Raw genomic sequence first — 22,337 nt, 5'->3', positions numbered from 1 at the left:
ACTACCGCCTACCCTATCCGCTCCGGCTGGCAGTCATGAACGGCGGACAAGGCGTTTGATCTTTGCCGCCCACGACGCCCGTGCCACGCTGGTATGGAGATTGTCAGCGGACACCGCTTCAGCCGGCAACCGGCTGACACTATACGCCAGCAGCTGGATAGACGACCTTGCCCTGCGCGGTTTTCTTTGCGCCTGGCGTAGGCACGGCAGGGTCGATCCGTCCAGAGGCCATCAAATGATCGACCGCATGGCCATTCAGCAGTAGGTAGTCGGTGATGATGCGGCGATGGCACCGCCACCAGACCGCTTCGGAACACATCAGTGCCAAGCGTTGGTCACGACCGAGATGGACCAGTTCATCGAACGCGGCGGCAAATTCGTCACCCAATGCGTAATCGGCGTAGTTGTGGAAACTCTGAACGCGCCAATGCGCGTTGAGAGTGTCATCGATACTCGATTGCTTCTTCCTTCGCCCGCCCAAAACCGGGCAATGCCGATAGCCGATCTGCACCTGCGCAAGATCGCCGGGCAGCCGGTCGATGTTGAAGGCCGGATTGGTACGTGATCGCGGAAACGAGCGGACGTCGATCAGCAGGCCGACTTGGGCCTCCCGCAGGATCTGCAGAAAGTCGTCTAGACTGCGGTTAGAATGGCCAACGGTGGTGAACTGCGCCACCATCAGTCGATCCTTGTCAGTGCGCCCTCCTTATGGGCGGCGATATGATCCGTCTTGTCGCTCTGAATTTCGTATTGAGGATCATCTTTCGACGCACGACGCCGGTGCCCTTTGTATTCGAAATCTTTGAGATGGATCTTCGTTATCCTGCCGCTGACCCGGCCGGCTTCGGAATTCCAGCTGACGTGATCACCGACCGAAAATGTCGCCACGGTCTCCTCCTGTCTTTGATGCGAATGCTTGTGTTTCTGACTTGTTCCTTCCGACAAACAAATTGCTTGGATTCGGACAGAGCGGACGGTCAACGTCAACTGCCAGCGCCGCCGGACGCTGAGCCTTCAAACCCGCGGTGGCTTCAGCGCCCGCTTTGCGCCCACAGAGCGTCCTGCGTTCCACGCCCCTGCGTGCGTTCGTTGCCGGATCGAATGATGAATGTCCCATTGTCGTTCTCCCGCGGCCAGGATGGCCAACGGGAAGTGTCCGGCATGGGCGTGGATCAGAAGTGATTTCCGATGCCGCCGTGGGCCGAAAGGAGACCGTCCGCTTCCCGGCGATCTACGCGGTTAGCTGACGTTCGTAAGCTCATGAGCCGCGGCCCGCTACATGCGAGGCGACATGCCTTTCCAACTGACGAATGCTCGGCTGAAATGCGCGGCATCCGCATATCCCAGTTCGTATGCCGCTTGCGAGATCGAGCATCCTGCGTCAGCCGAGAGGTACTTGGCTTCGCGCTGGAGCACCGTCCTCAGTACCACCTCGAAGGTCAGACCGCGTTCGACAGACGGCGCTGGAACGACCGTCGCGAGATTCGAGCGAGGGCTCGACGGCAGCTATAAGGATCATAATCGGCCACTGTCCGTTGCCCAGTGTATCCCCACTGCGAGTGGGCGTCCGAAGCAACGGAGTTTCCACGTGTCTATTGAGAAAATGATCCGCCTCCACCCTGACGTAGGCCAGGGTGCGAACGAGGCTCTAGCGACGGCGGCCCGCCATTCCATGCTGTGTTCGCTGTTCTGCACGTCGTGTGCAGACGCCTGCATGGCCGAAGAAATGGACATGCGCCAGTGCGTTCGCACCTGTATGGATTGCGCGGATGTCTGCAATGCCACGGCCCATCTTGCCGTGCGCCGGACAGGGCAGAATGTCGAACTGCTTCGGGCGCAGCTTGAGATTTGCATCAAAGCTTGTGAAACCTGCGCGGCCGAATGCGAGAAGCATGATCACGAACATTGCAAGCTATGCGCCACCATGTGCCGCGAATGCGCTGATGATTGCCGCAAGGCACTTGCGACCGTTCAGTAAGTCGGTGACCTCGTCTCGATGTGTTTGCAATCGGGACGAGGTCGATGGTGCCGCTGTCGAGCGGCAGTTTAGGGCCGAAAGCCGACCGGCAGCTTTCTGGACGGTATGGCTGATAGCTGTCGTACCGCTCACGACCCTTCCGGGCCGTTGGGGCTACAGTGGGTTCGCCCGAAAGCGGACAGCGATTGCGAGGCGCCATGAGTGTTCGACACGTCGTGCTTTCAGGCTGTTCTGGTGGCGGGAAGTCGACCCTCCTCGTCGAACTCGAACGTCGAGGGTTCATGACCGTGCCCGAACCTGGTCGCCGGATAGTCGAGGAAGAGCAACGCGGCAGTGGGCGTGCATTGCCTTGGGTCGACCTTGCCGCCTTCGCCCGCCGAGCGATCGACCTCGCAGCCGAGGACCGGAAGCGCATTGGGGACGAAGCGGGCTGGGTCTTCTTCGACCGCGGCTTGGTCGACGCCGCCGTGGCGCTTCAGCACGCGACGGGACACGCTGCGGCTGACGTGCTCCAACGCTACGAACGCTACCATCGCAGAGTCTTCCTGACGCCTCCGTGGCCCGAGATCTTCGTGAACGACGGCGAGCGGCAACACGGTCTGGCCGAGGCGGTCGCCGAGTACGACCGCCTTCTCGTCGCCTATGGCGAACTTCGATACGAAGTCATAGAGCTGCCCAAGGTCGGGGTCGCAGATCGAGCGGATTCCATCCTGAGCCATCTCAGCTAACGACCCATTGGTGCCGATCACATTCGCAAACGTCAGAGCTGGAAGCTGCCGTTCAGTCGGCCAGCGCCATTTCGATCGCCGCGTGCGCATGAAGAGCTGTCGTATCGAACAGGGGCACCGTGCTGTCTTCGGGTCGAACCAACAGCATGATCTCGGTGCAACCGAGAATTACCGACTGCGCGCCCGCATCGACCAGACGCGCGATGACAGCCCGGTAAGCGTCGCGCGAGGCATCGACGATCTGCCCTGCAACAAGCTCCTCGTAGATCACACGGTGGATCGTGGCACGGTCCTCCGAGTTCGGCACGAGCACGTTCAGCCCATGGCGCTCAGCAAGGCGTCCCTTATAGAAGTCCTGCTCCATCGTGAACGCGGTGCCGAGGAGACCAACCTTCTGCAAGCCCGCCGCTTTGATGCGCTCGGCCGTCGGATCAGCGATGTGAAGAAGGGGCACCTGCACTGCCGCCTCGATTGCCGGTGCCATGCGATGCATGGTGTTGGTGCATATTAAGAGGATATCGGCTCCGGCCGTCTCGAGCTTGCGCGCCGCTTCTACCAAGCGGGCCGTCAGCTCATCCCAATCTCCTCGATGCTGAAGAGCCTCGATCTCGGAGAAGTCGAAGGACCACAGAAGGCAGCGGGCGGAGGCCGTAGGCCCCAGCCGGTCTCGGACGCCTTGGTTGAGGATGCGATAGTACTCGACCGAACTCTCCCAGCTCATCCCGCCAATCAAGCCGATCGTTCGCATGCGTCCCCCTGTAGGTGCTGTCCCAATAGCAAATCCCGCTTTCCTACCCCATTCCGATTTCAGTCGACGGAGATCGTTGCTCCCGATAGTGGCCCGTCTGCATTCGATCAATGACGGACATTGCTGTCAAAAGGACCGGCATTAGATCTGATGGAGTTAGAAGGCTGAACCGGCCCGACCAAGAGGAAGCTGAATGACAAATAAAAGCAAGACAGAGACCGTCACCAGGACTGGTCCGACAGCTCCGTCGAGCCTTCACGATGGTATGCCTATTGCCGACAAGCGGGTTCGTTTTGAGAAAGGCGCTGGCAAATGGTTTCTGGTTTTCTGTGCCGTAATTATCTGCGCGATCCTGCTCTACGTTGAAGGCGTTGTCTGAGCGAAGCCACCGATCCGCCGCGCGTCTCACCCATCACAGCCCTTCCTGCAGTTGTAGCTATGGGCCGGAAGGAGACCGGCAGCTTCGGAGCGTCTGCAAAGCGAAAGCCGACGTTCAACTCTCGCTCCGCCATAGTCGTTTCGCGATGTCCTACGCCCAAAAGCTCCACCGTAGCGAAACGATTCGGATTCGCCGCGTAACAAGTTCCGCTATCCCGCGAGTTCCCTACGCAGGATGGCCGCGCCGTCCGCCATGGCTTTCATTTTGCCAAATGCGACATCGCGTGGAAGGTACTTCAGGCCACAATCAGGTGCCACGGTAATGCGATCGGCCGAAACATAGGGCAGCGCTCGCCGAATCCGGCCAGCGACGGTCTCGGCTGTCTCCACCTCGTGCGTCGACAGATCAAGAACCCCGAGAATAATGCCTTTGTTTGGCAAAGCCTCGAGCACTTGGCAGTCGAGCGAGGATTGCGCGGTCTCGATTGACAGGTGCCGAACTGTCGATTGCGAAAGCTCAGGCAGGAACGAGTAACCTTCCGGTCGTTCGTGGATCACCGCAGCATAACCAAAACAGATGTGGAGAGCTGTCTCTCCTTCAATTCCGTCAAGCGCACGATTGACGACTTCGACACCATACTCGCGAGCCTTGTCGGGACGCGCTTGCATGTAGGGCTCATCGATCTGCACGATATCGGCGCCCGCGAGAAAGAGGTCCCTGATCTCCTCATTTACCGCGGCGGCATAGGCCAGCGCCATTTCGCGTTCGTCACCATAAAAGTCGTCTTGCGCTTGTTGTGCCATGGTGAAAGGGCCCGGCACGGTGATCTTGACCCGCCGATCCGTATTGGCGCGCAGGAACTTCACGTCATCAACTTCAACAGGATGCATGCGCCGGACTGGACCGGTGACGCGGGGCACGGGGTTCGGATGACCACTACGGTCAAGAGCGGTGCCTGGATTATCGATGTCGACGCCTTCGAGGGCGGTTGCGAAACGGTTCGAATAGCTTTCGCGACGCATCTCGCCGTCGGTAATGATGTCGAGCCCGGCCCGCTCCTGATCGCGGATTGCGATCAGCGTAGCGTCGTTCTGTGCCTCCTCGAGCCATTCGGGGGCGATGCGCCACAGTTCCTGAGCTCGCACGCGAGGGGGAAAACGCATGCCGAGCTTTCTGCGATCAATAAGCCAGTCCGGCTGCGCATAAGAACCAACCAGTGAGGTGGGCAGCAGTGTTTGTTTGTCTGACATCAACCCTCTCCTTGTTCTGCACGTTCGAGCATTTGCGCCGTTTTCCCGAAGGCGCCGGTAACGGCTTCGAAATTGGTGTCGCCGAACTCAACTTCTAAAGACCGACCGGTCCATGCGCGATGCGATCTGGTGAGCCCGCCCTAGGTGATCTCGCAGTGCCCACTCGGCGGCGTGTGGATCGCCGGCCAGAATTGCGTGTGCAATCGTGCGGTGCTCGACTACGGATTCCTCGTACATGGCGGGCGTCATTGCACCGCTCAACTGGAGCATGATCAGCGGTAACTGCAGTTGGCGACTAAGCTCGGCTAGCTGCTGGTTGCCGCAGACGTCGAGTATCGATTGGTGAAAATTCCAGTTCTCCTCATGATATGCGGGACCTGACAGACGCGGTGCGTCGTTCCATATCGGTGCGATCGCCTTCTCGAAATCCACGCGCCTGCCTTCATTGCTGCTAGTCACCTGTGCGGCCAGCCGCACGGCCAGCGCCTCCAGCGCGGTCCGGATCTGGAAGAGTTCGATCATTTCCTCATAGGAGAGACGTCGGACCAGTGCCCCGCGATTGGGTACAATCTGCAGAAGCCCTTCCGCCGACAACCGCCGGAACGCTTCGCGCAACGGCCCTCTGCTTACCCCGAAATCGCGCCGGAGATCAGCTTCGATCAGCCTCTGCCCTGGCGCATAGCGACTGTTTAGAATCCCGTCGCGCAGCCCTTCGACGAGGCGATCGACCGTCCCACCCCGGCCTGCGCGTTCCTGCGTTGCTAGTTCGTGGTTCATGCGGCTCCGTCCTGTTCTGCGTACTTAGCCGCCGCATCGGGAGCTAGGCAAGCTTGACGACGTCAATTTTGTCCTACAATGTTGCCTCCTAAAAGACACGTCCCCCGTAGGATCGAGAGTGGACGGCGCTAGGAAACAGCTTCGCGGACCGATGGCCTGGCCGCCTCATTCACGAAGCCCGTATGGGAGGTTGCAATTTGCTGATCGGCAAGCACGCCAAAGCCACGTCCGGAATCTGCACGGCGGATCAGGAGAGCATTACCATTCGCGGCCGGGATCTCTGTGCCGACCTGATGGGGCGCCTAACCTTCACGGAATATTTCTATCTGCTGGTCACGGGGCGCGAGCCGACGACTGACCAGCGCGATTTTCTTGATCTACTTCTGATTGCGATTGCTGAACACGGGCTCACGCCAACAGCCGTGGCAGCACGCATGACCTACGACGCCGATCCTCGGTCATTGCAGGCAGCGGTCGCTGCGGGGATCTTGGGATGCGGCACAGTCGTCCTTGGAACGTCAGAGCTCTGTGGTGAAGTCCTGCACCGAGCCAAGGTTCGGGTCGATGCTGGCGAAAGCGTCGAGGCGGTCACGTCCGACATAGCCCGCACAACGCGCCAGGCTGGCAGCAAGATGCCGGGCTTCGGCCATCCTTTGCACCGCCCCGTGGACCCGCGTGCCCAGCGCATTCTGACAATGGCCGAAGAACGTGACGTCTCCGGTCTCCACGTTGCCTTGGCCCGGGCCTTCGAGCCGGCAGTCGCCGAAGCCTGGGGCAAGCCGCTGCCGATGAACGTGTCGATGCCAACCGCCGCTGTCATGCTCGACCTCGACTTCCCGGTGGCGATGATCAAGGCGATCCCACTACTCGGACGCACAGGCGGACTCCTCGCCCATCTGGCCGAAGAGCAGCAAAACCAGATCGGTTTCCTGATGGCATCCCATGCCGAGGAAGCCATCTCCTATGAGCCAGCCGAAGGTCAGTCCCCGACATGATGCACGAGCCGGAAATCGAGACTCTCCCCTGGCAGGAACAGCATCGTCAGGATGATGCGCTCTACCGCCAACAGATCGGCTATCTGCTTGAGCATTCCCGCTTCTACCAGAAGAAGCTCCAGGACGCCGGCTTCGAGACGGCAGGGCAAGTCGGTGGCCTGGATGACCTTGCAGCGCTGCCGCTGACTGAAAAGGACGAATTGCGGGCGACGCGCAGCGAAGCCGACCCAATCGGGACGCATCTCGCCGCCTCGATGCAGGATCTGGCCCGCATCTATTCCACAAGCGGCACGACCGGTACGCCGAGTTATATCCCGCTAACGGCGGCCGATCTCGACAACTGGGTGCGCACCTCTGCGCGCAGCTATGCGGCATCCGGTATCACCCCGCACGAGCGCATCGTCACAACCTATAATGCCGGTCCATTCGTAGCTGGCGCCGCGCTCGACTCGTTCAATCGGCTCGGCCTTTGCCACGTGCCGGTCGGGACGGGCAACACCGAACGGTTGATGGCCGCGGTGAACCTGTTAAAGCCGCAGGCGCTCGCCTGCACCCCATCTTATGCACTCTATCTCGCCGAGTGGGGAACGGCACGTGGCATGGACCTTCCGACCAATTCAGTAAAGCGGATTCTCGTCGCGGGCGAACCTGGCGGCGGCGAACCGGCGATGCGCTCCCAGCTCGAATCCGCCTGGGGCGCGAAGGTGACCGAAGCGATGGGGATCGGCGACATCGGCGCCTCGCTCTGGGGTGAATGCGAAGAGCAGACGGGCATGCATTTCTGCGCTCGCGGCTTCGTGCATATCGAACTGATCGATCCGCATACCGGCGAGGCGGTCGCGATGGAGGATGGCGCAAGTGGCGAACTTGTCTATACGCATCTTGCCCATCGCGGGGCGCCAATGCTGCGCTTTCGATCACGCGACCATGTGACGGTCCGCACTGAGCCCTGCCGTTGCGGTCGTACCTCGCCACGTGTGCGATGCATTGGACGCACCGACGACATGCTCATAGTGCGCGGCGTCAATGTGTTTCCCTCGGCCATCCGCGAAGTCGTGAACGAGTTTGCACCCGCGGTGACAGGCGTCATCTCCGTGCGTCCTGGTCACAAGGGGGTCAAGCAGACCCCGCCACTCAAGGTGCTCGTTGAACTTGCGGCCGACGGACAGGAGCCAGATGGGCTCGCCGATCGCATCAGGCAACGCCTGCGGGACAAACTCGTCGTAGCAACGGATATCGCGCTGGTCGCGGCGGGGAATCTACCTCGCAGCGAATATAAGTCCAAGCTGATCGACTACAGCGAGGTGCAGGAATAACGCTGCCGGCGAAACAATAAAAATGGGAGGAATAGAAATGAAAACGATCTTTACCGTCCTTGGGTGTGCTGTCGGAATGGCGAGCTCTGCCGTTCCGTCTTTCGCAGCCGAATTCGATCTTAAAATCTCGACGATGTTTCCCTCGACGCACTTCATCCAGACGCTGGCCATGGAGCCATGGGCGAAGGCGATCGAGGAGAAGACCGATGGGCGCGTTGCGTTCACGTTCTTTCCGGCCGGCTCCTCGCTTGGCGACGCGACCAAACAGTTTGACCAGGCTCGCGCAGGCGTCGTGGATGTTTCGGTTGGCATCCCGGCAATTCCGCGAGGACGGCACCCGCGTTCGGTTTTGGTCGAACTTCCGTTTACCGTTCCCAATGCAGAAGTCGGCACGTGCGCTCTGATGGCGGTCAAGGATCAGGTCGAAGCGGACTATCCGGGAACACATATCCTCTCATTGACCGTCACGGAACCCAGTGCCGCCCATACGAGGGAGAAGGTAGAAAGTCTCGAAGACCTTGCCGGAATGCGCGTGCGCACTCCGACCCCGGCAATCACGGCAATGCTGGAAGATGTTGGCGCGACCCCGGTTGGCATGCCGCCCACGGAGATCTACGAGAGCGTGGAGCGCGGCATCGTGGACGGCAACATCATGCCATGGGGGCCTGTCGGTGCCTTCAAGCTGCACGAGGTGCTCAACTATCATCTCGATGCAGGCATCAATCCGGTCGCCATGTACATCGTTTTCAACGAGCGACGTTACGATAGCCTCCCAGAGGACATCCGGCAGGTGATCGACGAGGTCAGCGCAGAGATGTTCGCGAACTGGGGGAAGTGGTGGCGCGAAACGGATCAGGAAGCGATCGAAGCCGCCAAGGCGCACGGCAACGAGATCATTCCGATGTCGGACGAAGATCGCGAAAAATGGCGCGAGCGGCTGCAGCCGGTCATCGACAACTATCTGGAGAATGATTCCGACCTGCCGCCCGACGAGGCGAAGTCGATCTACTCTGCCATGGGCGAGGCCGTTACCGAATGCGAATGAACTGACGCGTTCATCCGGGGCGGCCAGCGGTGCCGCCCCCTCGACAGGGAACTGGCCTATTGAAACGCGCATCCCTCTGGCTGGCGATTGCTGGCACCGTCGCCTTCCTGATCGCGGTCGGCCTGACGGTTATCGATATCGCCCTGCGGTCCGTCAGCACGCTGACAATCCACGGCCTGACTGACATTGTCACGCTCTGTACGATGATCGGCGCCATGCTTGCGATCCCCTACGGATTCGCCTCCGACCAGCATGTATCGATCGACGTCTTCACCATCCGGATGCCGCCGAGGTGGCAAAAGGTGTTGCGGATCTTCGCTGCCATGCTGGGCCTGGTGTTTCTCGCCGGAGCGTGTTGGTTCGCCGTTCAACAGATGCTGACGGCATACACCTATGGAGACCGGAGCCAGTCGATCGGCATTCCGATGGTCTGGTACTGGCTCCCGCTGATCGCCGGAATCGGTCTCGCCGCCCTCGTTAATCTATGGCTCGCAATACGCGAGTTCACCAGCATGGGTCGAGCCTGAGCCATGACGCCTCCTCTGGTCGGGGTTCTCGGCCTCGTCGTTCTCCTGTTTCTGATCGGCCTTCGCGTTCCCGTTGCAATCGCGATGGGCGCAGTCGGCATCTGCGGTGGGGTCTACTTGAATGGTTGGTTCAGTCTGGGATTTGTGCTCGGCTCACAGCCCTTTGTAACCTCTTCGAGCTATTCGCTCTCCGTCATCCCGCTGTTCGTGATGATGGGCGCGTTCGCCTCGAGGGCCGGGCTCTCGGCCTCGCTTTATCGTGCACTCAACTCTTTGATCGGGCACTGGCGCGGCGGACTTGCCTCGGCGACCATAGGGGCATGCGCTCTTTTCGGCGCCGTCTGCGGTTCCAGCTTGGCAACAGCCGCCACCATGGCACGGGTCGCGGTGCCTGAGATGACGGCAATCGGTTATGACCGTCGCCTGACGTCTGGTGCGTTGGCGGCAGGTGGTACTCTCGGCATCCTCATCCCACCGTCGATCATCATGGTGATCTATGCCCTCCTGACTGAACAATCGATCGGCCGGATGTTCCTCGCCGGAATGATACCTGGCTTCCTCGCCGCCGGACTGTACATGGCGACCGTTTACGCGATGGCACGCTTGAAGCCGCATTGGGCCCCGAGGACGGCACGGCTTGCGGGCGCAAGTCGCCTCGAGGCGTTTCGGCAAATGGCGCCAATTCTTGCGCTTTTCATCGTGGTCATGGGCGGCATCTATGTGGGGGTGTTCTCTCCTACCGAAGCGGCAGCCGTCGGCGCGTTTGGTGCCATCGTTCTGGCAGCCATGCGTGGACAGTTGAACTGGCAGGTGACCCGTGAGGCACTGGTTGAAACCGCGGCTACGACCGGCATGCTGTTCATGATATTAATCGGTACGTCGGTCTTGCAGTTCTTCATTGAGACATCGACGCTGCCGCGGGTCATCGTAGACTGGATCAACGCGCTCGGACTCGCGCCGATCGGCGTCGTAGTCATGATCCTGGTCATCTACGTGATCCTCGGATGTTTCCTCGACAGCCTCTCGATGATGCTAATCACACTACCCATTGTCTTCCCGATCATCGTCGATTTGGGCTACGATCCGATCTGGTTCGGTGTCCTTGTGGTTTCGGTTGTTGAGATCGGATTGATTACCCCGCCGCTGGGAATGAATCTTTTTGTGATTGCGAGTGCTTCTGACGACCTGCGCTTTGAAACCGTCGCCACGGGAGTTTTACCTTTCCTTTTCGCTGACCTTCTACGGCTGATTTTGCTGGTATCCATTCCGGCTCTGTCGTTGGCACTGCCCGCGCTACTGATGTAACCTTGGCAATCATCCCAAGAATGATATCTGTGATTTCTTCTCGCGCTCAAGAGCTTCCGGATATGGCTGAATTTTGCATTTCCGCCTTTGCATCCAGATCAGAAATAATCCTGATTTGCGGATCGGGTCGAAAGCGGACAGACATGTGTGGACGCCAATATTGAATACGATTCCTTGAGCATACTTCATCGCTGAGAGGACGGCCGAAGAAACAATATTCAGACGAGCGGATCGCCTTCGCGCTAAGACAGGCTGAAGGTGGTGCGGCCTTCGGCGAAGCGTGCCGCAAGATGGGGATCACTGCAGCCGCCTTCACCGCTGGAAGAGGTCTATGCGGAGATCGGGGTGTCGGACATCCGACAGCTAAAACAGCTCGATGACAAGAGCGGAACCTGAAGCGGCTGGTCGCGGACCTGACGCCGGACAAGGCAATGCATCAGGATGCCGTGAGACCTGCTGCACTCAACGTTAGGAACAACTCGGTGCGGCCGAAGCCGCCGGACTTCGTCACGACCTCCAGCCCGTCGAGGCGCCCTCCGATGATCCGGGAAAGCGGCAATCCGGGGCCAATCTCGCCCGCACATGCCAGTGACTGAGCCTTGGCCGCAGCAAGAACGATCATCAACGTTTTTCCGCCGACCACCATCAGCGCATGGTTGCGGGGCCGTTCCAAGCGCACGATCGCCTCATGCAGAAATCTGGACGTTTCCTCTTCGCTTCGCGCCTGTGGCACAGGATCGATCAGCACGACATCCCCGCCACCCGACTCCAGCAAGGCCTTCGTCTGCCGTCGGGTGACGGGGTGCGTCGTCCCAACGACGATGGTCCCGATCCGCGGACAGTCAATCGCCTTGGATGGCGAGCACAGCGCTTCAGCCAGCCCGCGGCTGCCGGCCCATAGCACCTCGCGCCCGGAGACCCGTCGCACCAGGTCGCGCAGATCATCCTGGCTCACCGCATTGCCGATCACGATACCGGACGCGGCACCCCGCCCATCGAAAAGGGCCGCCTTGGCTCCCTGCCTCTCGAACGCTGCGCGAAGATCGTGGATCGCAGCCGGCCCCCAGAGATCCGGCCGCTCCGGATCCGCCACCTCGTGAAAACCTCGGACGGTTCGGCGCCCCATATCGGGGAACGCCGGTGCAAAGACGCACAGACGCAGGTTCGTAAGCCGCATCAGCTCCAGTGTTTCCTCGACCGGCCAGCCACGCAGGACACTGTCGACCTTTTTGAACCAAAGGGTTCGGTCGCCTGGCCCGAGACGGATACGGGCAAAGGCGCCTTGCACCTGCTCCAGCGCAGTCGACAACGGGCATTCGCGGCTCTCGCTGCTGACCGTCCGTTTGATTTCCGGCTGCGGCAGCGCCGGATCGATGCTGAGATGGACCGGGTCAGCAGGCGTTGCGAAGGGTGCGGCAGCGTCAAGGGCACCGGTCAGGTCGTCGGCGATTATCCGAACTACGGTCATGGCATCCGCCTGACAGCAAAATCCAGGCAGGGATGCGCGGACGCCAGATCCCTCTGCAGTTCGGCCTCCAGTCTGTCGTCAATGATGATCCGATCCAGTTCCGACAAGGCGGCGAACTTGCAGAGCGAGCGCTTCGGAAACTTGGTCCGGTCGGCCACCAGCACGGTCTGCGTGGCAGCCGAGAGGAACGCCCTTTTGACTTCGGCGAGCTCTGTGGAGGTCTCCGAAAGCCCGTCCACGGAACCGGCGTGGGTCCCGATGAACAGCAAGTCCCCGCGGATCCGAGCGATATCGGCAACAGTCTCCGCCCCCATCAAGGTCGATGAGCCACTCCGGACCCGGCCGTGGAAAACATTGACCACGATCCTGTCGGTCCCGGCGAGAGCTGTGGCAATCGCGATGTCGTTGGTGAAGGCGGTAAAGGCGATACCGCGGGCCAAAGCGGCACGGGCTACCTGGCCCGTCGTCGTGCCGCTGTCGAACAGGACGGTGCTGCCTGGCGAAATCAGCCGCGCGGCGTGACGGCCGATCGCCGTCTTCGCCTCCGCCTCGATTTCGCTGGCGATATTGCTGCCCGGCTCGAAGGAGAGCACTTCGCTGGGACTGAGCGCCGCGCCGCCATGCGTGCGCGTTACCGGCCCGATTCGGCTGAGATAGTCCACGTCCCGCCTGACCGTGGAGACCGACGTGTCTAGGCGCTCGGCGAGCTGGCTCAACGACGCGAAGCCTTGAATCTGAAGCATTTCGATGATGCTTGCGAGTCGCTTGGCTTTACGCACCATATCACCTTGGTAGATTTCTATCAGATGCGCTGATTCCCCGCCGCACAGGCCGCGGAAGGTACCTCCTTTGCGCCGGTTTCGATATATTTCTTTCATTTTCGTCGCATCATGCCACGCCCTACTGTAGAGCGTGGCTCTAGCGGACGCTCCGGAGCAGGGAGCCTTGGATTCGAGAAGCGAGGATCACCAAGTGAAGCCTAAGATCGGTATCACAATGGGCGACGTCTGCGGCGTCGGCCCCGAGATCACGGCGCGAGCGCTCGCCAGCCAAGACGTCCTGTCGATCGCGCGTCCCTGTGTCATTGGCGACGCCGGCGCTCTGGCACGGGCACGCGACATCGTCGGTGCCACGTTTGACATCGTGAAGTTCGCCCCCGGTGAACCGGTCCCCGAGACCGGAGACGGCGTTGTCGCCTGTGCGGATCTGGGCCTTGAGGTCGGAGCCCTCCCCTTCGGCCATGTCGACGGGAGGGCCGGAGCTGCCGCATTCCATTTCCTGAAGACGGCTGTCGAGATGGTTCAGGCCGGGAGGATCGATGCGATCACGACTGCCCCCCTGAACAAGGAAGCGCTGCATGCCGGCGGGTACCACTTCCCCGGCCATACGGAGATCCTAGCCGAGCTAACCGGCACTGAGAATTACTCCATGATGCTCGCAACGCCGACGATGAAGGTCATCCATCTGACCACTCATGTGGGCCTGATCGAAGCGATCCGTCGTATCACGCCGGACCGCACCTACACGGTCTTACGGCTGGCCCACGAAACCCTCGAGCGCGCTGGACAGAAGAGACCCCGGATCGCCGTGTGCGGGATCAATCCCCACGCAGGGGAAAACGGGCTGTTCGGCAACGGCGAGGAGGAAGAGAAGCTTGTCCCCGGAATCGCGCGAGCGCAGCGGGACGGCATCGACGCCAGCGGCCCCTTTCCTGCGGACACGCTGTTCTACCGCGCGAACCGCGGCGATTTCGATGTGATCGTCGCCTGCTACCACGACCAGGGTCATGCCCCCGTCAAGGTGATGTCGTTCGATGAGGGGGTAAACATCACCGTCGGGCTAAACGGCGGCATCATCCGCACATCGGTGGATCACGGCACTGCTTTCGATATCGCCGGGAAGGGTATCGCGCGCGCGCAAAGCCTCGAGGCTGCTATTCGCTACGCGGCGGAACTCGCCCCAAGTTCGTCTCCGGCTTGAAGGTCTGGCGGCGGTCCGACAATCAGTAGCGGGCACGCTGGGCCGCGCCAGCGCCGCGCGCGAAAGCGTCGCGTTTTCGGATGATTTCAGAAGTCGGCCGAACATGGACATGCCGCTCCCCGGCTGATGACCGCTGGTCACGCAGCGAAGTCGAGCCGGCGACCGGTTTCCTTGTCGAAGAAATGCAAGGTGTCATGCGGCACGGCGATTTTGATCATCTCGCCCTCCAGTATGTCCGGCCTGCCGTGCAACACTGCGGTCACGGTTTCACCGCCGACATCCAGAATCACATGCAGTTCGGCACCGGTCGGTTCCACGATCCGCACGCGGGCATCAATACCGGTTTCCGCAATCTTGATGTTCTCCGGTCTGAGACCGACAATTATCGCCCTGTCCCGGTCGACGCCGATCGGTGCAGGCAGATCTAGCCGTGCTCCCTTCTCGGAGACGAATGCGGTTCCCGACGCGTCCAGATTGCCGACGAGCAAGTTCATGGCCGGCGATCCGATGAATCCGGCGACAAACACATTGGCTGGGGTATCGTAGAGTGCGAGGGGCGTGCCGATCTGTTCGACATGTCCGTCACGCATAACGACGATCTTGTCGGCCATTGTCATAGCCTCGATCTGGTCGTGGGTAACATAGACGATGGTGGCCTGAAGCTTTTTGTGCAGCTCGCGGATCTCTGCGCGCATCTGCACCCGCAGTTGGGCATCGAGATTAGAGAGGGGCTCATCGAACAGGAAGACCTGAGGGTCCCGGACGATCGCCCGCCCCATTGCCACGCGCTGGCGCTGACCGCCCGAAAGCTGCCGCGGATAGCGGTCAAGCAGGGGCAACAGATCGAGGATCTGCGCGGCCTTCTGGACTTTCTGGTCGCGCTCCGCCCTGAGGACGTTCTTCATCTGCAGCGAGAAGCCCATATTGTCGGCCACTGTCATGTGCGGATAGAGCGCGTAGGACTGGAACACCAAGGCGATGTCGCGATCTTTGGGATGCAGGTGCGTCACGTCCCGATCGCCGATCAGAACACGGCCCGTTGTCATGTCCTCAAGCCCGGCAATTAGGCGCAGCAGGGTGGATTTCCCGCAGCCGGATGGGCCGACCAGCACGACAAACTCGCCATCTGCAATATCCACGTCGATGCCGTGCAGAACAGTCAATCCGCCGAACGATTTGGTAGCCTGCTGAATCGTTACAGGAGCCATGATGTCTCACTCTGGTTGTTGCAGCGAGCAGGCGCGATCATCCCTTGACCGCACCTGCCGTCAAACCGCTCACGAGGTTGCGCTGCAGCAGCAGCATGATGAGGACGATCGGCAGCATGATGCCGACCGCGCCTGCCGCGGAGATCGACCACAACGAGATGTCCTCGCCACCAAAAGAGGCGATGGCCACCGGCAGCGTCTTGGTTTCCACGCCGGTCAGCACGAGGGCGAACAGGAATTCATTGTAGGACATTAGCAAGCTGAACAGGGCTGCGACGGTCATGCCAGGTCGCGCCAGCGGCAGGATGACAATGCGAAAGGCCTGCCACGAAGTGCAGCCGTCGATCGCCGCCGCCTCGTCGAGGTCACGCGGGATATCGAGGAAAAATCCGTGCAGCAGCCAGATCGTGAAGGGCTGATTTATGGCGACCAAAGCTAGGATCAGCAGCGGATAGCTGTCGATCATGTTGAGGGCAGTGCCCATCACGAAGAACGGGATCGCCAGTAGCATATGCGGGAACATGCGGATGGTGAACAGCACGTTAAGGATCGGGCCGGAATTGCGCCGCGGAATGCGCGACAATGCATAGGCCGCAAGGGTGCCGCACGGGATGGAGACCAACACGGTGCCCGCAGAAACGACCAGGCTGTTGATCAGATAGCGAAGGAAGTCGTTTTCGAACCAGACCTCCTGGTGATACTGAAGCGTTGGCTCGAAGATGAACGTAGGCGGTATGGTAAAGGCGTCCGCTGGATACTTGAAGGACGTCAAAACCGCCCACAGCAAGGGTACAAGGTTGACGAAGGTGAACAGGCAAAGCGCGGCGAAGAGAAGGTGCCCGCGGCTGCGCCCCTTGCTGCGAACGCTCATTGGTCGCCCTTCCTGTAGGTCCGAGTCAGAAACCGGTTGATCGTCAGCAGCAACGCCGCCACAATGATCAGTGTAATGACACCGAGGGCCGACGCCTTGCCCACTTCGAGCATCCGGAAGCCAAGTTGGTAGGTATACATCGTCACAGTTTCGGTTGCCGTACCGGGTCCGCCGCCGGTGAGGACGTAGATCGTGTCGAAGAACCGGAAGACATCCATCAACCGTACCGAGATCGTGAAGATGATCGCCGGGATCAGCGCCGGGATGATGATGTGTCGCAGGATCCGCCAGTTGCTCGCGCCGTCGATCCGCGCGGCCTCGAGCAGCGAGTTGTCGAGGCCTTGGAGCGCTGCGTAGAGAATGATCATAATCAACGGCGTGAAGATCCAGGCGTCTGCGAGAATCACGCTGATTTTTGCCCAGACCGGGCTGCCCAGCCAGTCCGGCGGCTCCAAGCCGATCGTCAGCAGCGTTGCGTCGACCAAGCCCCAATTGGATGCCAGCATCCATTTGAGAAACAGCGTCGCGACAACGGGGGTGATGATATGCGGCAGGAACAAGAGGGCGGAGAAGAACTTGGTGCCGACGCGGTTGCCATAGAGCGCTAATGCCAAGGCCAGCCCGACGACGAACTCCAGGGCCACGGAACCAAAAGCGATGATGATCGTCGTCCAGATCGAGTTCCACAGGCGCGCTTCGGACAGAAGGTCCGTGTAGTTATTCAACCCCACGAAGGTACGGACGCCGTCTCCAAGATAATAATCGAAGAAGCTGAGATATATCGCATAGCCGAGCGGCCACAACAGGACGACCGACAACAGCCCGAAACTGGGTATACAGAAGAGCCAGAGGCCACGTTGCCAACGGACCATTGCGGATACTCCAACGATTTCGCATTTAGGTGGGCCTACCGCCGGGGGACGGCGGCAGGCCGTTTAAGCACTCAGTTGTTGTAGTACCCGCGCGATGCGAGGAGCTCTTCTGTCTCTTTGGCGGCTTGATCGAGGGCGGCCTTAACCTCGACTTCGCCCGTGACGGCGCGCAGGACGTGCCGCGTCACGATCTCGCCGACATCGTTGAACTCTGCAATTGCCGGGAAGGCCTTGCCACCTTCCAGGGCGGCGAGGGCGGCAGGATACCAACGGTATTTCTTAGCCAGCTCCTCGTTCTGCAACACAGACAGTCGCGGCGGCATGGAAAACTCGGCGCCTTTGGTCATGCTGTCCACAGAGGTCGCCTCGGCCAGCATGCGGAACATCTCGTCCTTGTCACCGGAGGAAAATGCCGAAATCGCGAACCCGTCATTGGCCAGGCGCGCGCCGCCCCCGGGAGGCGCGACCCAGTCGATCTTGCCAACCACACGGGACTGCTCGGGATCGTCCATCGCCGCAGCCCGGGTGAACCACTGCAGCCCCATGGCCGCAAGGCCCTGCTGCAGGTTGATCGTCGACTCGTCGTTCGCATGGGAGGTGAAGCCACGCGGCGCGTACTGCGACATTTCCTTCATGCGGGTAATCGCCGCGACGCCCGCTTCCTGATTGAAGATCGGATGCCACTCTTCGTCGAACCAGCCGTCACCGACGGCATTCAGGTACCAGTGAGTTTCATTGAGCGCCGCGTCGACTGGCTTCAAGGACATGATCGTGCCCGACATGCGGCCCGAATCAAAATGCGCGGCCGCGCTATCGTAGTCATCCATCGTTTTGGGTGCCGCGATGCCAGCTTCGTCGAACAGGTCCTTACGGTAGAAGAAGAGTTCGGTGTTGGTCAGAACCGGCATCGAGTAGATATGGCCGTCATAGCTGACCGCGTCGATCACGGACTGCGGGAAGTCACCAAGGTCGTACTCATCCTTGTACTTTTCCCAGAGATCGTCGAGCGGCTCGAGCCAACCGTTGGCGGCGAAGCGTCTCAGAGAACTGTCGGTCAGATAGAGCACATCGATGGCGTCGGACTTCGACGACATGGTAATCGAGGCGAGTTCCAGCTCCTTGTCGATCGGCATGAGTTCGACGTTGACGCGCCCTTCAGGCAGAGCCTTCTGCATGGCGTCGGTATAGTATTCGTTCGGGGGCGAGCGGTGCCCGATGATGCGGATGGCATCCTGCGCAAGCGTGGGCCCAGCAAAGGCGGCGACCAACACGGCTGCGGTTGCGCTCAGGGTCCAAGGTTTCGAAATTCTCATTATTGCCTCCCATTGTAATGAATGACGGGCCTGGATATCCAAGCCGCTCCTCCGCGTCCGCACCCGAACGGGCTTAGCGAACCTCCAGTCTGATGACGTGATACGACAGCGGTCCGAGCCGGGCCTTCAGCTTGCCCTCGTCGAGGACGGCTCCTTCCCCCTGCACCGGAGCAATCCGGTCGGGTGCAGCCGCCGAATTGGTTGCGCGCAGATCGTGCCCTTCCATGACCTTGTGCATGACGATGCGCGAAGCATCGAGCCCGCCGATATCCATGACGAATTCCGCCGTATCGGTCATGTGCCGGTTGACTATGAAGGCCGTTAACGTTCCGCTTTCGCGATCGCGCGTCACCGCCATGTCGATATAGGCGACGTCGTCGGCTACCCGGGCATTGTAGGTCGGCGTATCAACCACCGCGTTGAGCGCCTCGCCCCGGCCGTAGAGACTGGCGAGCTGATAGGGCCAGTAGATCGACTGCCGCCAGGCCGGCCCGCCGCGTTCGGCGCGGATGGGCGCTATGACGTTGACCAGCTGCGCAATGCAAGCGATCTTAACGCGGTCCGAATTTCGGATGAACTCGTTAATCAGCGCGGCAACAAGAAGCGCATCCTCGAAATTGTAGTCTTCCTCGAGCAGCGCCGGCGCTTCCGGCCAGTCCCAGGTCTTCAGCGCATCCTTCTCCTGGTACCGCTTGTGGTACCAGACGTTCCACTCGTCGAAGCAGATATAGACGTCGTTTTTCGCCTTTTTCTTGGCTTTCACGAAGTCTATAATGCCGCCAACGGTCTTGATGTACCGCCCCATCACGTCGACCTTGGCGAGGAAGTTCAACGTGTCGCCGCTGCGGTTGCCGAAATACTTGTGCAGCGAAATGTAGTCGACGTTCTCGTAGCACTCCTCAAGGACGACGCGCTCCCATTCGGGATAGGTCGGCATCTCGTCGTTGCTGGAGCCGCAGGCGATGGTTTCGATCGTAGGATCGAAGCCCTTCAGCGCCTTGGCCGTCTCGTCCGCAATCCGACCGTAGTCATGCGCTGTGCGATGCCCAATCTGCCAAGGGCCGTCCATCTCGTTGCCGAGGCACCACATCTTCACGTCGTGGGGCTTCTCAACGCCATGAGACCGTCGCAGGTCCGACCAGGCGGTTCCGCCGGGATGGTTGACGTATTCGATGTATTCGCGCGCGTCCTGCAGGCTGCCGGTGCCGAGATTGACGGCCAGCATCAGATCGATCCCGGCGCGCTCGCACCATTGGGCGAACTCGTTGACGCCGATCTGGTTGCTCTCGCGCGAGCGCCAAGCGAGGTCAAGCCGCATCGGGCGATCCTCACGCGGACCGATTCCGTCCTTCCACTCATAGGCCGAGACGAAATTGCCCCCGGGATAGCGGACGGCGGGCACGTTAAGGTCGCGGACCAGTGCCAGCACGTCCTTGCGGAAGCCGAGATCATCAGCTTCAGGATGGCCAGGCTCGTAGATGCCGGAATAGATTGCACGCCCAAGATGCTCGATGAACGCCGAATAAATGCGGTCGTCGATCGTAGCGATCTTGAAGTCACGATGGATGGTGGCCGAGACCCGCATCCTCCCTCCCATTATATTAAGTAATCAGATTTAAATCGAAATTCTCGATATACATCCCAGAATTCGAGGTGGCCGTCAAGCGCGGCCGAAGCTGATCAGGGCTCGCTGTGCAGGCGGAGAATGATGTCCTGGTCGTAATTGCCGAAGCCGCGGCCGAAGATGTTGATACCACCCGGATGCCTGGCGTCGGCCTTGACCTCGATACGCAGCCGGATCGAGCGATGAGCGTCGAGACAGAGATCCGCCAGCCGGACATTAGAGATTTTCACGCCATCGACATAGGTTCCGTTGTCGTTGACGCTCCAGCTCTTGAGCATTCCGTACTGGGACCCTGCGAGCTTCCACCAACTCGGCGTAAATAGGCCGCGCTTGTCGCCGAAATCGCCCGGTGAGGTCCAGGTACCAAGCTCTACACCGTTGATCGAGAGGCTGATATCCGAGGGCCAGTCCGGGTCGGTCCCAGGCACCTCCGAACTGACCTCAAGGATCAGTTCGAGCGCCCGGCACTTGGCTCTTACAAGATTGATGTTGTTCGGGAATTGATATTCGACAAAGCCACTGGTGAACCACAGGAGAGCTGTCTTCATCCGATCCGGCTCAAGGAACGAGGACGGCACGTCCAGCAGACCGACGACCCCTTCCTTCGAGCAGATTCCGCACGGTGCAGTCACCTCGCAGTGGGAGTACAGACCCAACGGCATGGCGACCTCGATGAACTCGTTGCGCTCCTCACTCAGGTCGCTTTTGAACGTGACAATCACCTCGTCATAGGCTGCCCGGCAAATCTTCTGGATCCCTCGACGCGCCTTGCGGGCTTCGGTGAGTACCAGCCCGACCTCCTCCAGCACCTTGATATTGGAGGAGACGGAGGACTGCGGATGATCGAGGGTCTCGGCGATCACGTTCACATTTGTAGGGCCGCTGCGGATAAGCAGCCCGAGGATGTCCACGCGCGCCTGCGATGCCAGACAGCGCAGGACGGATATATCCTTGGCAGGATCCACCAAGAGAAAATTGCCCGGCATCTTACTCTCAATATCCAGAATTGCGTTCTGATCAGGATTTTGGATAGAGAAGCTACGGATGCAGGAATGTCAAACCAACATACACAAGAGCAGCGGGGGGCTTGAGGAAGGCTTCGACCTGGCCCAGCAGTGTGTCCGGGAATCGCGTAAGCTGGTCCGGTTTCGGGTACCTCGGGCGAAACTTCATCTTCGTGCCGCCTTGCGACCATGATCTCTGCGTTCGAATGTGTAGGGCGGTGACAATTAGGCCAGGGAGCGGCGCCAAAAGGGGCTGCGATGACGCCGAACTCCGTCATATGAGCGCGGATCGCGTTGCCGATCTGCGTGCGCTGGCGAACCAGAAAGTCCCGTGTGCGGTGGAGTACCAACACGGATGAGCACGCTTCACTCTTGATAGCAACGAACCGCATGGAAGGGCGCGTCACGGCTTCACAGATGGCGGCCGCGTCCGCAGCGTCCGTTTTTCCGCGCTTCACGTAGGGCTTCACGTATGACGGCGGCATGAGTCGAGCATCATGGCCCATCTCTTGAAGCCTGCGCCCCCAGTCGTGAGAGCCTGCGCAGCCTCCATGCCGACCAAGCATCGCGGCCGCTTCTCGAAAAAGGCGAGCAACTGGCTTCGGCGGAGCTGGCGGCGCACGAGAACTCGCCCGTTCTCGTCTACGCCATGGATCTGGATAACGCTCTTTGCGAGGTCGATACCGACTGTAGCAAGCTCGGACATGGATGGCTCCTCTGCTCGGGACGACAAATCCCAACTATGGCGCAGTGCGACGCCGGGAGCAGGAGCCATCCACATCATCAATCGAAACGGCCTTCTCCAAGCTCAAGGTACTGATGAGATCGAAGGCCGAAAGGACAGTCGACGGGCTGTGGGATGCAGTCGGCGCCGTCATCCCGCTCTTCAAGCCAGACGAATGCGCCAACTACTTCGCCGCTGCCGGATATGAACCGGATTAAGCCGGAT

Annotated in this window: 24 protein-coding genes and 2 pseudogenes; 10 read left to right on the top strand and 16 right to left on the bottom strand. The window is 60.3% G+C overall.

All coding sequences use genetic code 11. From position 1 onward, the window contains the following. Window positions 1-139: 139 nt before the first annotated feature. The 4 genes from J3367_RS19775 to J3367_RS19760 all read right to left on the bottom strand — a co-directional run bounded on the left by J3367_RS19775 (window position 140) and on the right by J3367_RS19760 (window position 1,906). A complete protein-coding gene (locus J3367_RS19775) occupies window positions 140-679 on the bottom strand; it encodes a DUF488 family protein (RefSeq protein ID WP_421462307.1) in 540 nt (179 codons plus the stop codon). Further along, window positions 679-888, bottom strand: a complete 210-nt coding sequence (locus tag J3367_RS19770) for a DUF2945 domain-containing protein (protein ID WP_421462305.1) — start codon at window positions 886-888, stop codon at window positions 679-681. The genes J3367_RS19775 and J3367_RS19770 overlap by 1 nt, the downstream gene beginning before the upstream one ends. A 387-nt stretch (window positions 889-1,275) precedes the next feature. Next, window positions 1,276-1,443 carry a helix-turn-helix domain-containing protein gene (locus J3367_RS19765; protein WP_421462410.1) on the bottom strand — a complete coding sequence of 56 codons (168 nt, stop codon included), beginning with the start codon at window positions 1,441-1,443 and terminating at the stop codon, window positions 1,276-1,278. A gap of 205 nt (window positions 1,444-1,648) precedes the next feature. Further along, window positions 1,649-1,906 (bottom strand): hypothetical protein, encoded by a 258-nt coding sequence (locus tag J3367_RS19760; protein WP_040325110.1) that lies wholly within the window; start codon window positions 1,904-1,906, stop codon window positions 1,649-1,651. An 18-nt stretch (window positions 1,907-1,924) separates the two neighbouring features. Here J3367_RS19760 and J3367_RS19755 point away from each other — a divergent pair, with 18 nt between their 5' ends. Both J3367_RS19755 and J3367_RS19750 read left to right on the top strand, forming a co-directional pair. Then, window positions 1,925-1,978: a hypothetical protein gene (locus J3367_RS19755; protein ID WP_421462408.1), complete on the top strand. Its 54-nt coding sequence runs from the start codon at window positions 1,925-1,927 to the stop codon at window positions 1,976-1,978. Between the two features lie 197 nt (window positions 1,979-2,175). After that, a complete protein-coding gene (locus tag J3367_RS19750; protein WP_421462304.1) occupies window positions 2,176-2,706 on the top strand; it encodes an AAA family ATPase in 531 nt (176 codons plus the stop codon). Between the two features lie 52 nt (window positions 2,707-2,758). Here J3367_RS19750 and J3367_RS19745 read toward each other — a convergent pair whose 3' ends face one another. From J3367_RS19745 to J3367_RS19735, 3 genes are all read right to left on the bottom strand, one after another. Beyond that, window positions 2,759-3,454, bottom strand: coding sequence for an aspartate/glutamate racemase family protein (locus J3367_RS19745; RefSeq protein ID WP_421462302.1), 696 nt, complete (start codon window positions 3,452-3,454; stop codon window positions 2,759-2,761). Window positions 3,455-4,042: 588 nt separating this feature from the next. After that, complete coding sequence (locus J3367_RS19740) at window positions 4,043-5,083, bottom strand: 5-methyltetrahydropteroyltriglutamate--homocysteine methyltransferase (RefSeq protein ID WP_421462300.1); 1,041 nt, start codon at window positions 5,081-5,083, stop codon at window positions 4,043-4,045. 87 nt (window positions 5,084-5,170) lie between these two features. Then, window positions 5,171-5,860: a GntR family transcriptional regulator gene (locus J3367_RS19735; RefSeq protein WP_421462298.1), complete on the bottom strand. Its 690-nt coding sequence runs from the start codon at window positions 5,858-5,860 to the stop codon at window positions 5,171-5,173. A gap of 197 nt (window positions 5,861-6,057) precedes the next feature. Between J3367_RS19735 and J3367_RS19730 the strand changes: the two genes are divergently transcribed. The 6 genes from J3367_RS19730 (at window position 6,058) to J3367_RS19705 (ending at window position 11,428) form a co-directional block, all read left to right on the top strand. Next, on the top strand, window positions 6,058-6,855 hold the full coding sequence (locus tag J3367_RS19730) for a citryl-CoA lyase (protein WP_421462296.1): 798 nt from the start codon (window positions 6,058-6,060) through the stop codon (window positions 6,853-6,855). Further along, a complete protein-coding gene (locus J3367_RS19725) occupies window positions 6,852-8,171 on the top strand; it encodes a phenylacetate--CoA ligase family protein (RefSeq protein ID WP_421462294.1) in 1,320 nt (439 codons plus the stop codon). The genes J3367_RS19730 and J3367_RS19725 overlap by 4 nt, the downstream gene beginning before the upstream one ends. A 37-nt stretch (window positions 8,172-8,208) precedes the next feature. Then, entirely contained in the window at window positions 8,209-9,216 is a 1,008-nt protein-coding gene (locus J3367_RS19720) for a TRAP transporter substrate-binding protein (protein ID WP_421462292.1), read from the top strand. A 59-nt stretch (window positions 9,217-9,275) separates the two neighbouring features. Next, window positions 9,276-9,743 carry a TRAP transporter small permease gene (locus tag J3367_RS19715; protein WP_421462290.1) on the top strand — a complete coding sequence of 156 codons (468 nt, stop codon included), beginning with the start codon at window positions 9,276-9,278 and terminating at the stop codon, window positions 9,741-9,743. Window positions 9,744-9,746: 3 nt separating this feature from the next. Next, window positions 9,747-11,048 carry a TRAP transporter large permease gene (locus tag J3367_RS19710; RefSeq protein ID WP_421462288.1) on the top strand — a complete coding sequence of 434 codons (1,302 nt, stop codon included), beginning with the start codon at window positions 9,747-9,749 and terminating at the stop codon, window positions 11,046-11,048. A gap of 164 nt (window positions 11,049-11,212) precedes the next feature. Beyond that, a complete protein-coding gene (locus tag J3367_RS19705) occupies window positions 11,213-11,428 on the top strand; it encodes a transposase (protein WP_421462407.1) in 216 nt (71 codons plus the stop codon). Window positions 11,429-11,484: 56 nt separating this feature from the next. Here the strand turns inward: J3367_RS19705 and J3367_RS19700 are convergent, their stop codons facing one another. Then, on the bottom strand, window positions 11,485-12,516 hold the full coding sequence (locus tag J3367_RS19700; RefSeq protein ID WP_421462287.1) for a four-carbon acid sugar kinase family protein: 1,032 nt from the start codon (window positions 12,514-12,516) through the stop codon (window positions 11,485-11,487). Next, on the bottom strand, window positions 12,513-13,394 hold the full coding sequence (locus J3367_RS19695) for a DeoR/GlpR family DNA-binding transcription regulator (RefSeq protein WP_421462285.1): 882 nt from the start codon (window positions 13,392-13,394) through the stop codon (window positions 12,513-12,515). The genes J3367_RS19700 and J3367_RS19695 overlap by 4 nt, the downstream gene beginning before the upstream one ends. 94 nt (window positions 13,395-13,488) lie before the next feature. Here J3367_RS19695 and pdxA point away from each other — a divergent pair, with 94 nt between their 5' ends. Then, window positions 13,489-14,496: a 4-hydroxythreonine-4-phosphate dehydrogenase PdxA gene (pdxA, locus tag J3367_RS19690; RefSeq protein ID WP_421462283.1), complete on the top strand. Its 1,008-nt coding sequence runs from the start codon at window positions 13,489-13,491 to the stop codon at window positions 14,494-14,496. A 137-nt stretch (window positions 14,497-14,633) separates the two neighbouring features. Here pdxA and J3367_RS19685 read toward each other — a convergent pair whose 3' ends face one another. From J3367_RS19685 to J3367_RS19655, 7 genes and pseudogenes are all read right to left on the bottom strand, one after another. Further along, on the bottom strand, window positions 14,634-15,704 hold the full coding sequence (locus J3367_RS19685) for an ABC transporter ATP-binding protein (protein ID WP_421462281.1): 1,071 nt from the start codon (window positions 15,702-15,704) through the stop codon (window positions 14,634-14,636). Between the two features lie 37 nt (window positions 15,705-15,741). Then, entirely contained in the window at window positions 15,742-16,575 is an 834-nt protein-coding gene (locus J3367_RS19680; RefSeq protein WP_421462279.1) for a carbohydrate ABC transporter permease, read from the bottom strand. Then, window positions 16,572-17,447 (bottom strand): carbohydrate ABC transporter permease, encoded by an 876-nt coding sequence (locus J3367_RS19675; protein ID WP_421462277.1) that lies wholly within the window; start codon window positions 17,445-17,447, stop codon window positions 16,572-16,574. Before J3367_RS19675 ends, J3367_RS19680 begins: the two co-directional genes overlap by 4 nt. 71 nt (window positions 17,448-17,518) lie before the next feature. Then, entirely contained in the window at window positions 17,519-18,760 is a 1,242-nt protein-coding gene (locus J3367_RS19670) for an extracellular solute-binding protein (RefSeq protein ID WP_421462275.1), read from the bottom strand. Window positions 18,761-18,833: 73 nt separating this feature from the next. Then, the gene (locus J3367_RS19665) at window positions 18,834-20,345 is read right to left on the bottom strand and encodes an alpha-N-arabinofuranosidase (protein WP_421462274.1); all 1,512 of its coding nucleotides are present in this window, start codon (window positions 20,343-20,345) and stop codon (window positions 18,834-18,836) included. Window positions 20,346-20,440: 95 nt separating this feature from the next. Continuing rightward, complete coding sequence (locus J3367_RS19660) at window positions 20,441-21,370, bottom strand: ArsR/SmtB family transcription factor (RefSeq protein WP_421462272.1); 930 nt, start codon at window positions 21,368-21,370, stop codon at window positions 20,441-20,443. A 269-nt stretch (window positions 21,371-21,639) separates the two neighbouring features. After that, a pseudogene (locus J3367_RS19655) lies at window positions 21,640-22,094 on the bottom strand (IS110 family transposase); the annotation flags it as partial. A gap of 65 nt (window positions 22,095-22,159) precedes the next feature. Between J3367_RS19655 and J3367_RS19650 the strand changes: the two are divergent. Next, window positions 22,160-22,330: pseudogene (locus J3367_RS19650) on the top strand (IS630 family transposase); the annotation flags it as partial. Window positions 22,331-22,337: the final 7 nt, after the last annotated feature.

Source organism: Aurantimonas sp. NFXS3 (genome assembly GCF_049132005.1).
In the GTDB taxonomy this organism is placed as follows: domain Bacteria; phylum Pseudomonadota; class Alphaproteobacteria; order Rhizobiales; family Rhizobiaceae; genus Aurantimonas; species Aurantimonas coralicida.
Note: the sequence above shows the minus strand (reverse complement) of the source record. Positions and strands in the feature narration are given on the sequence as shown.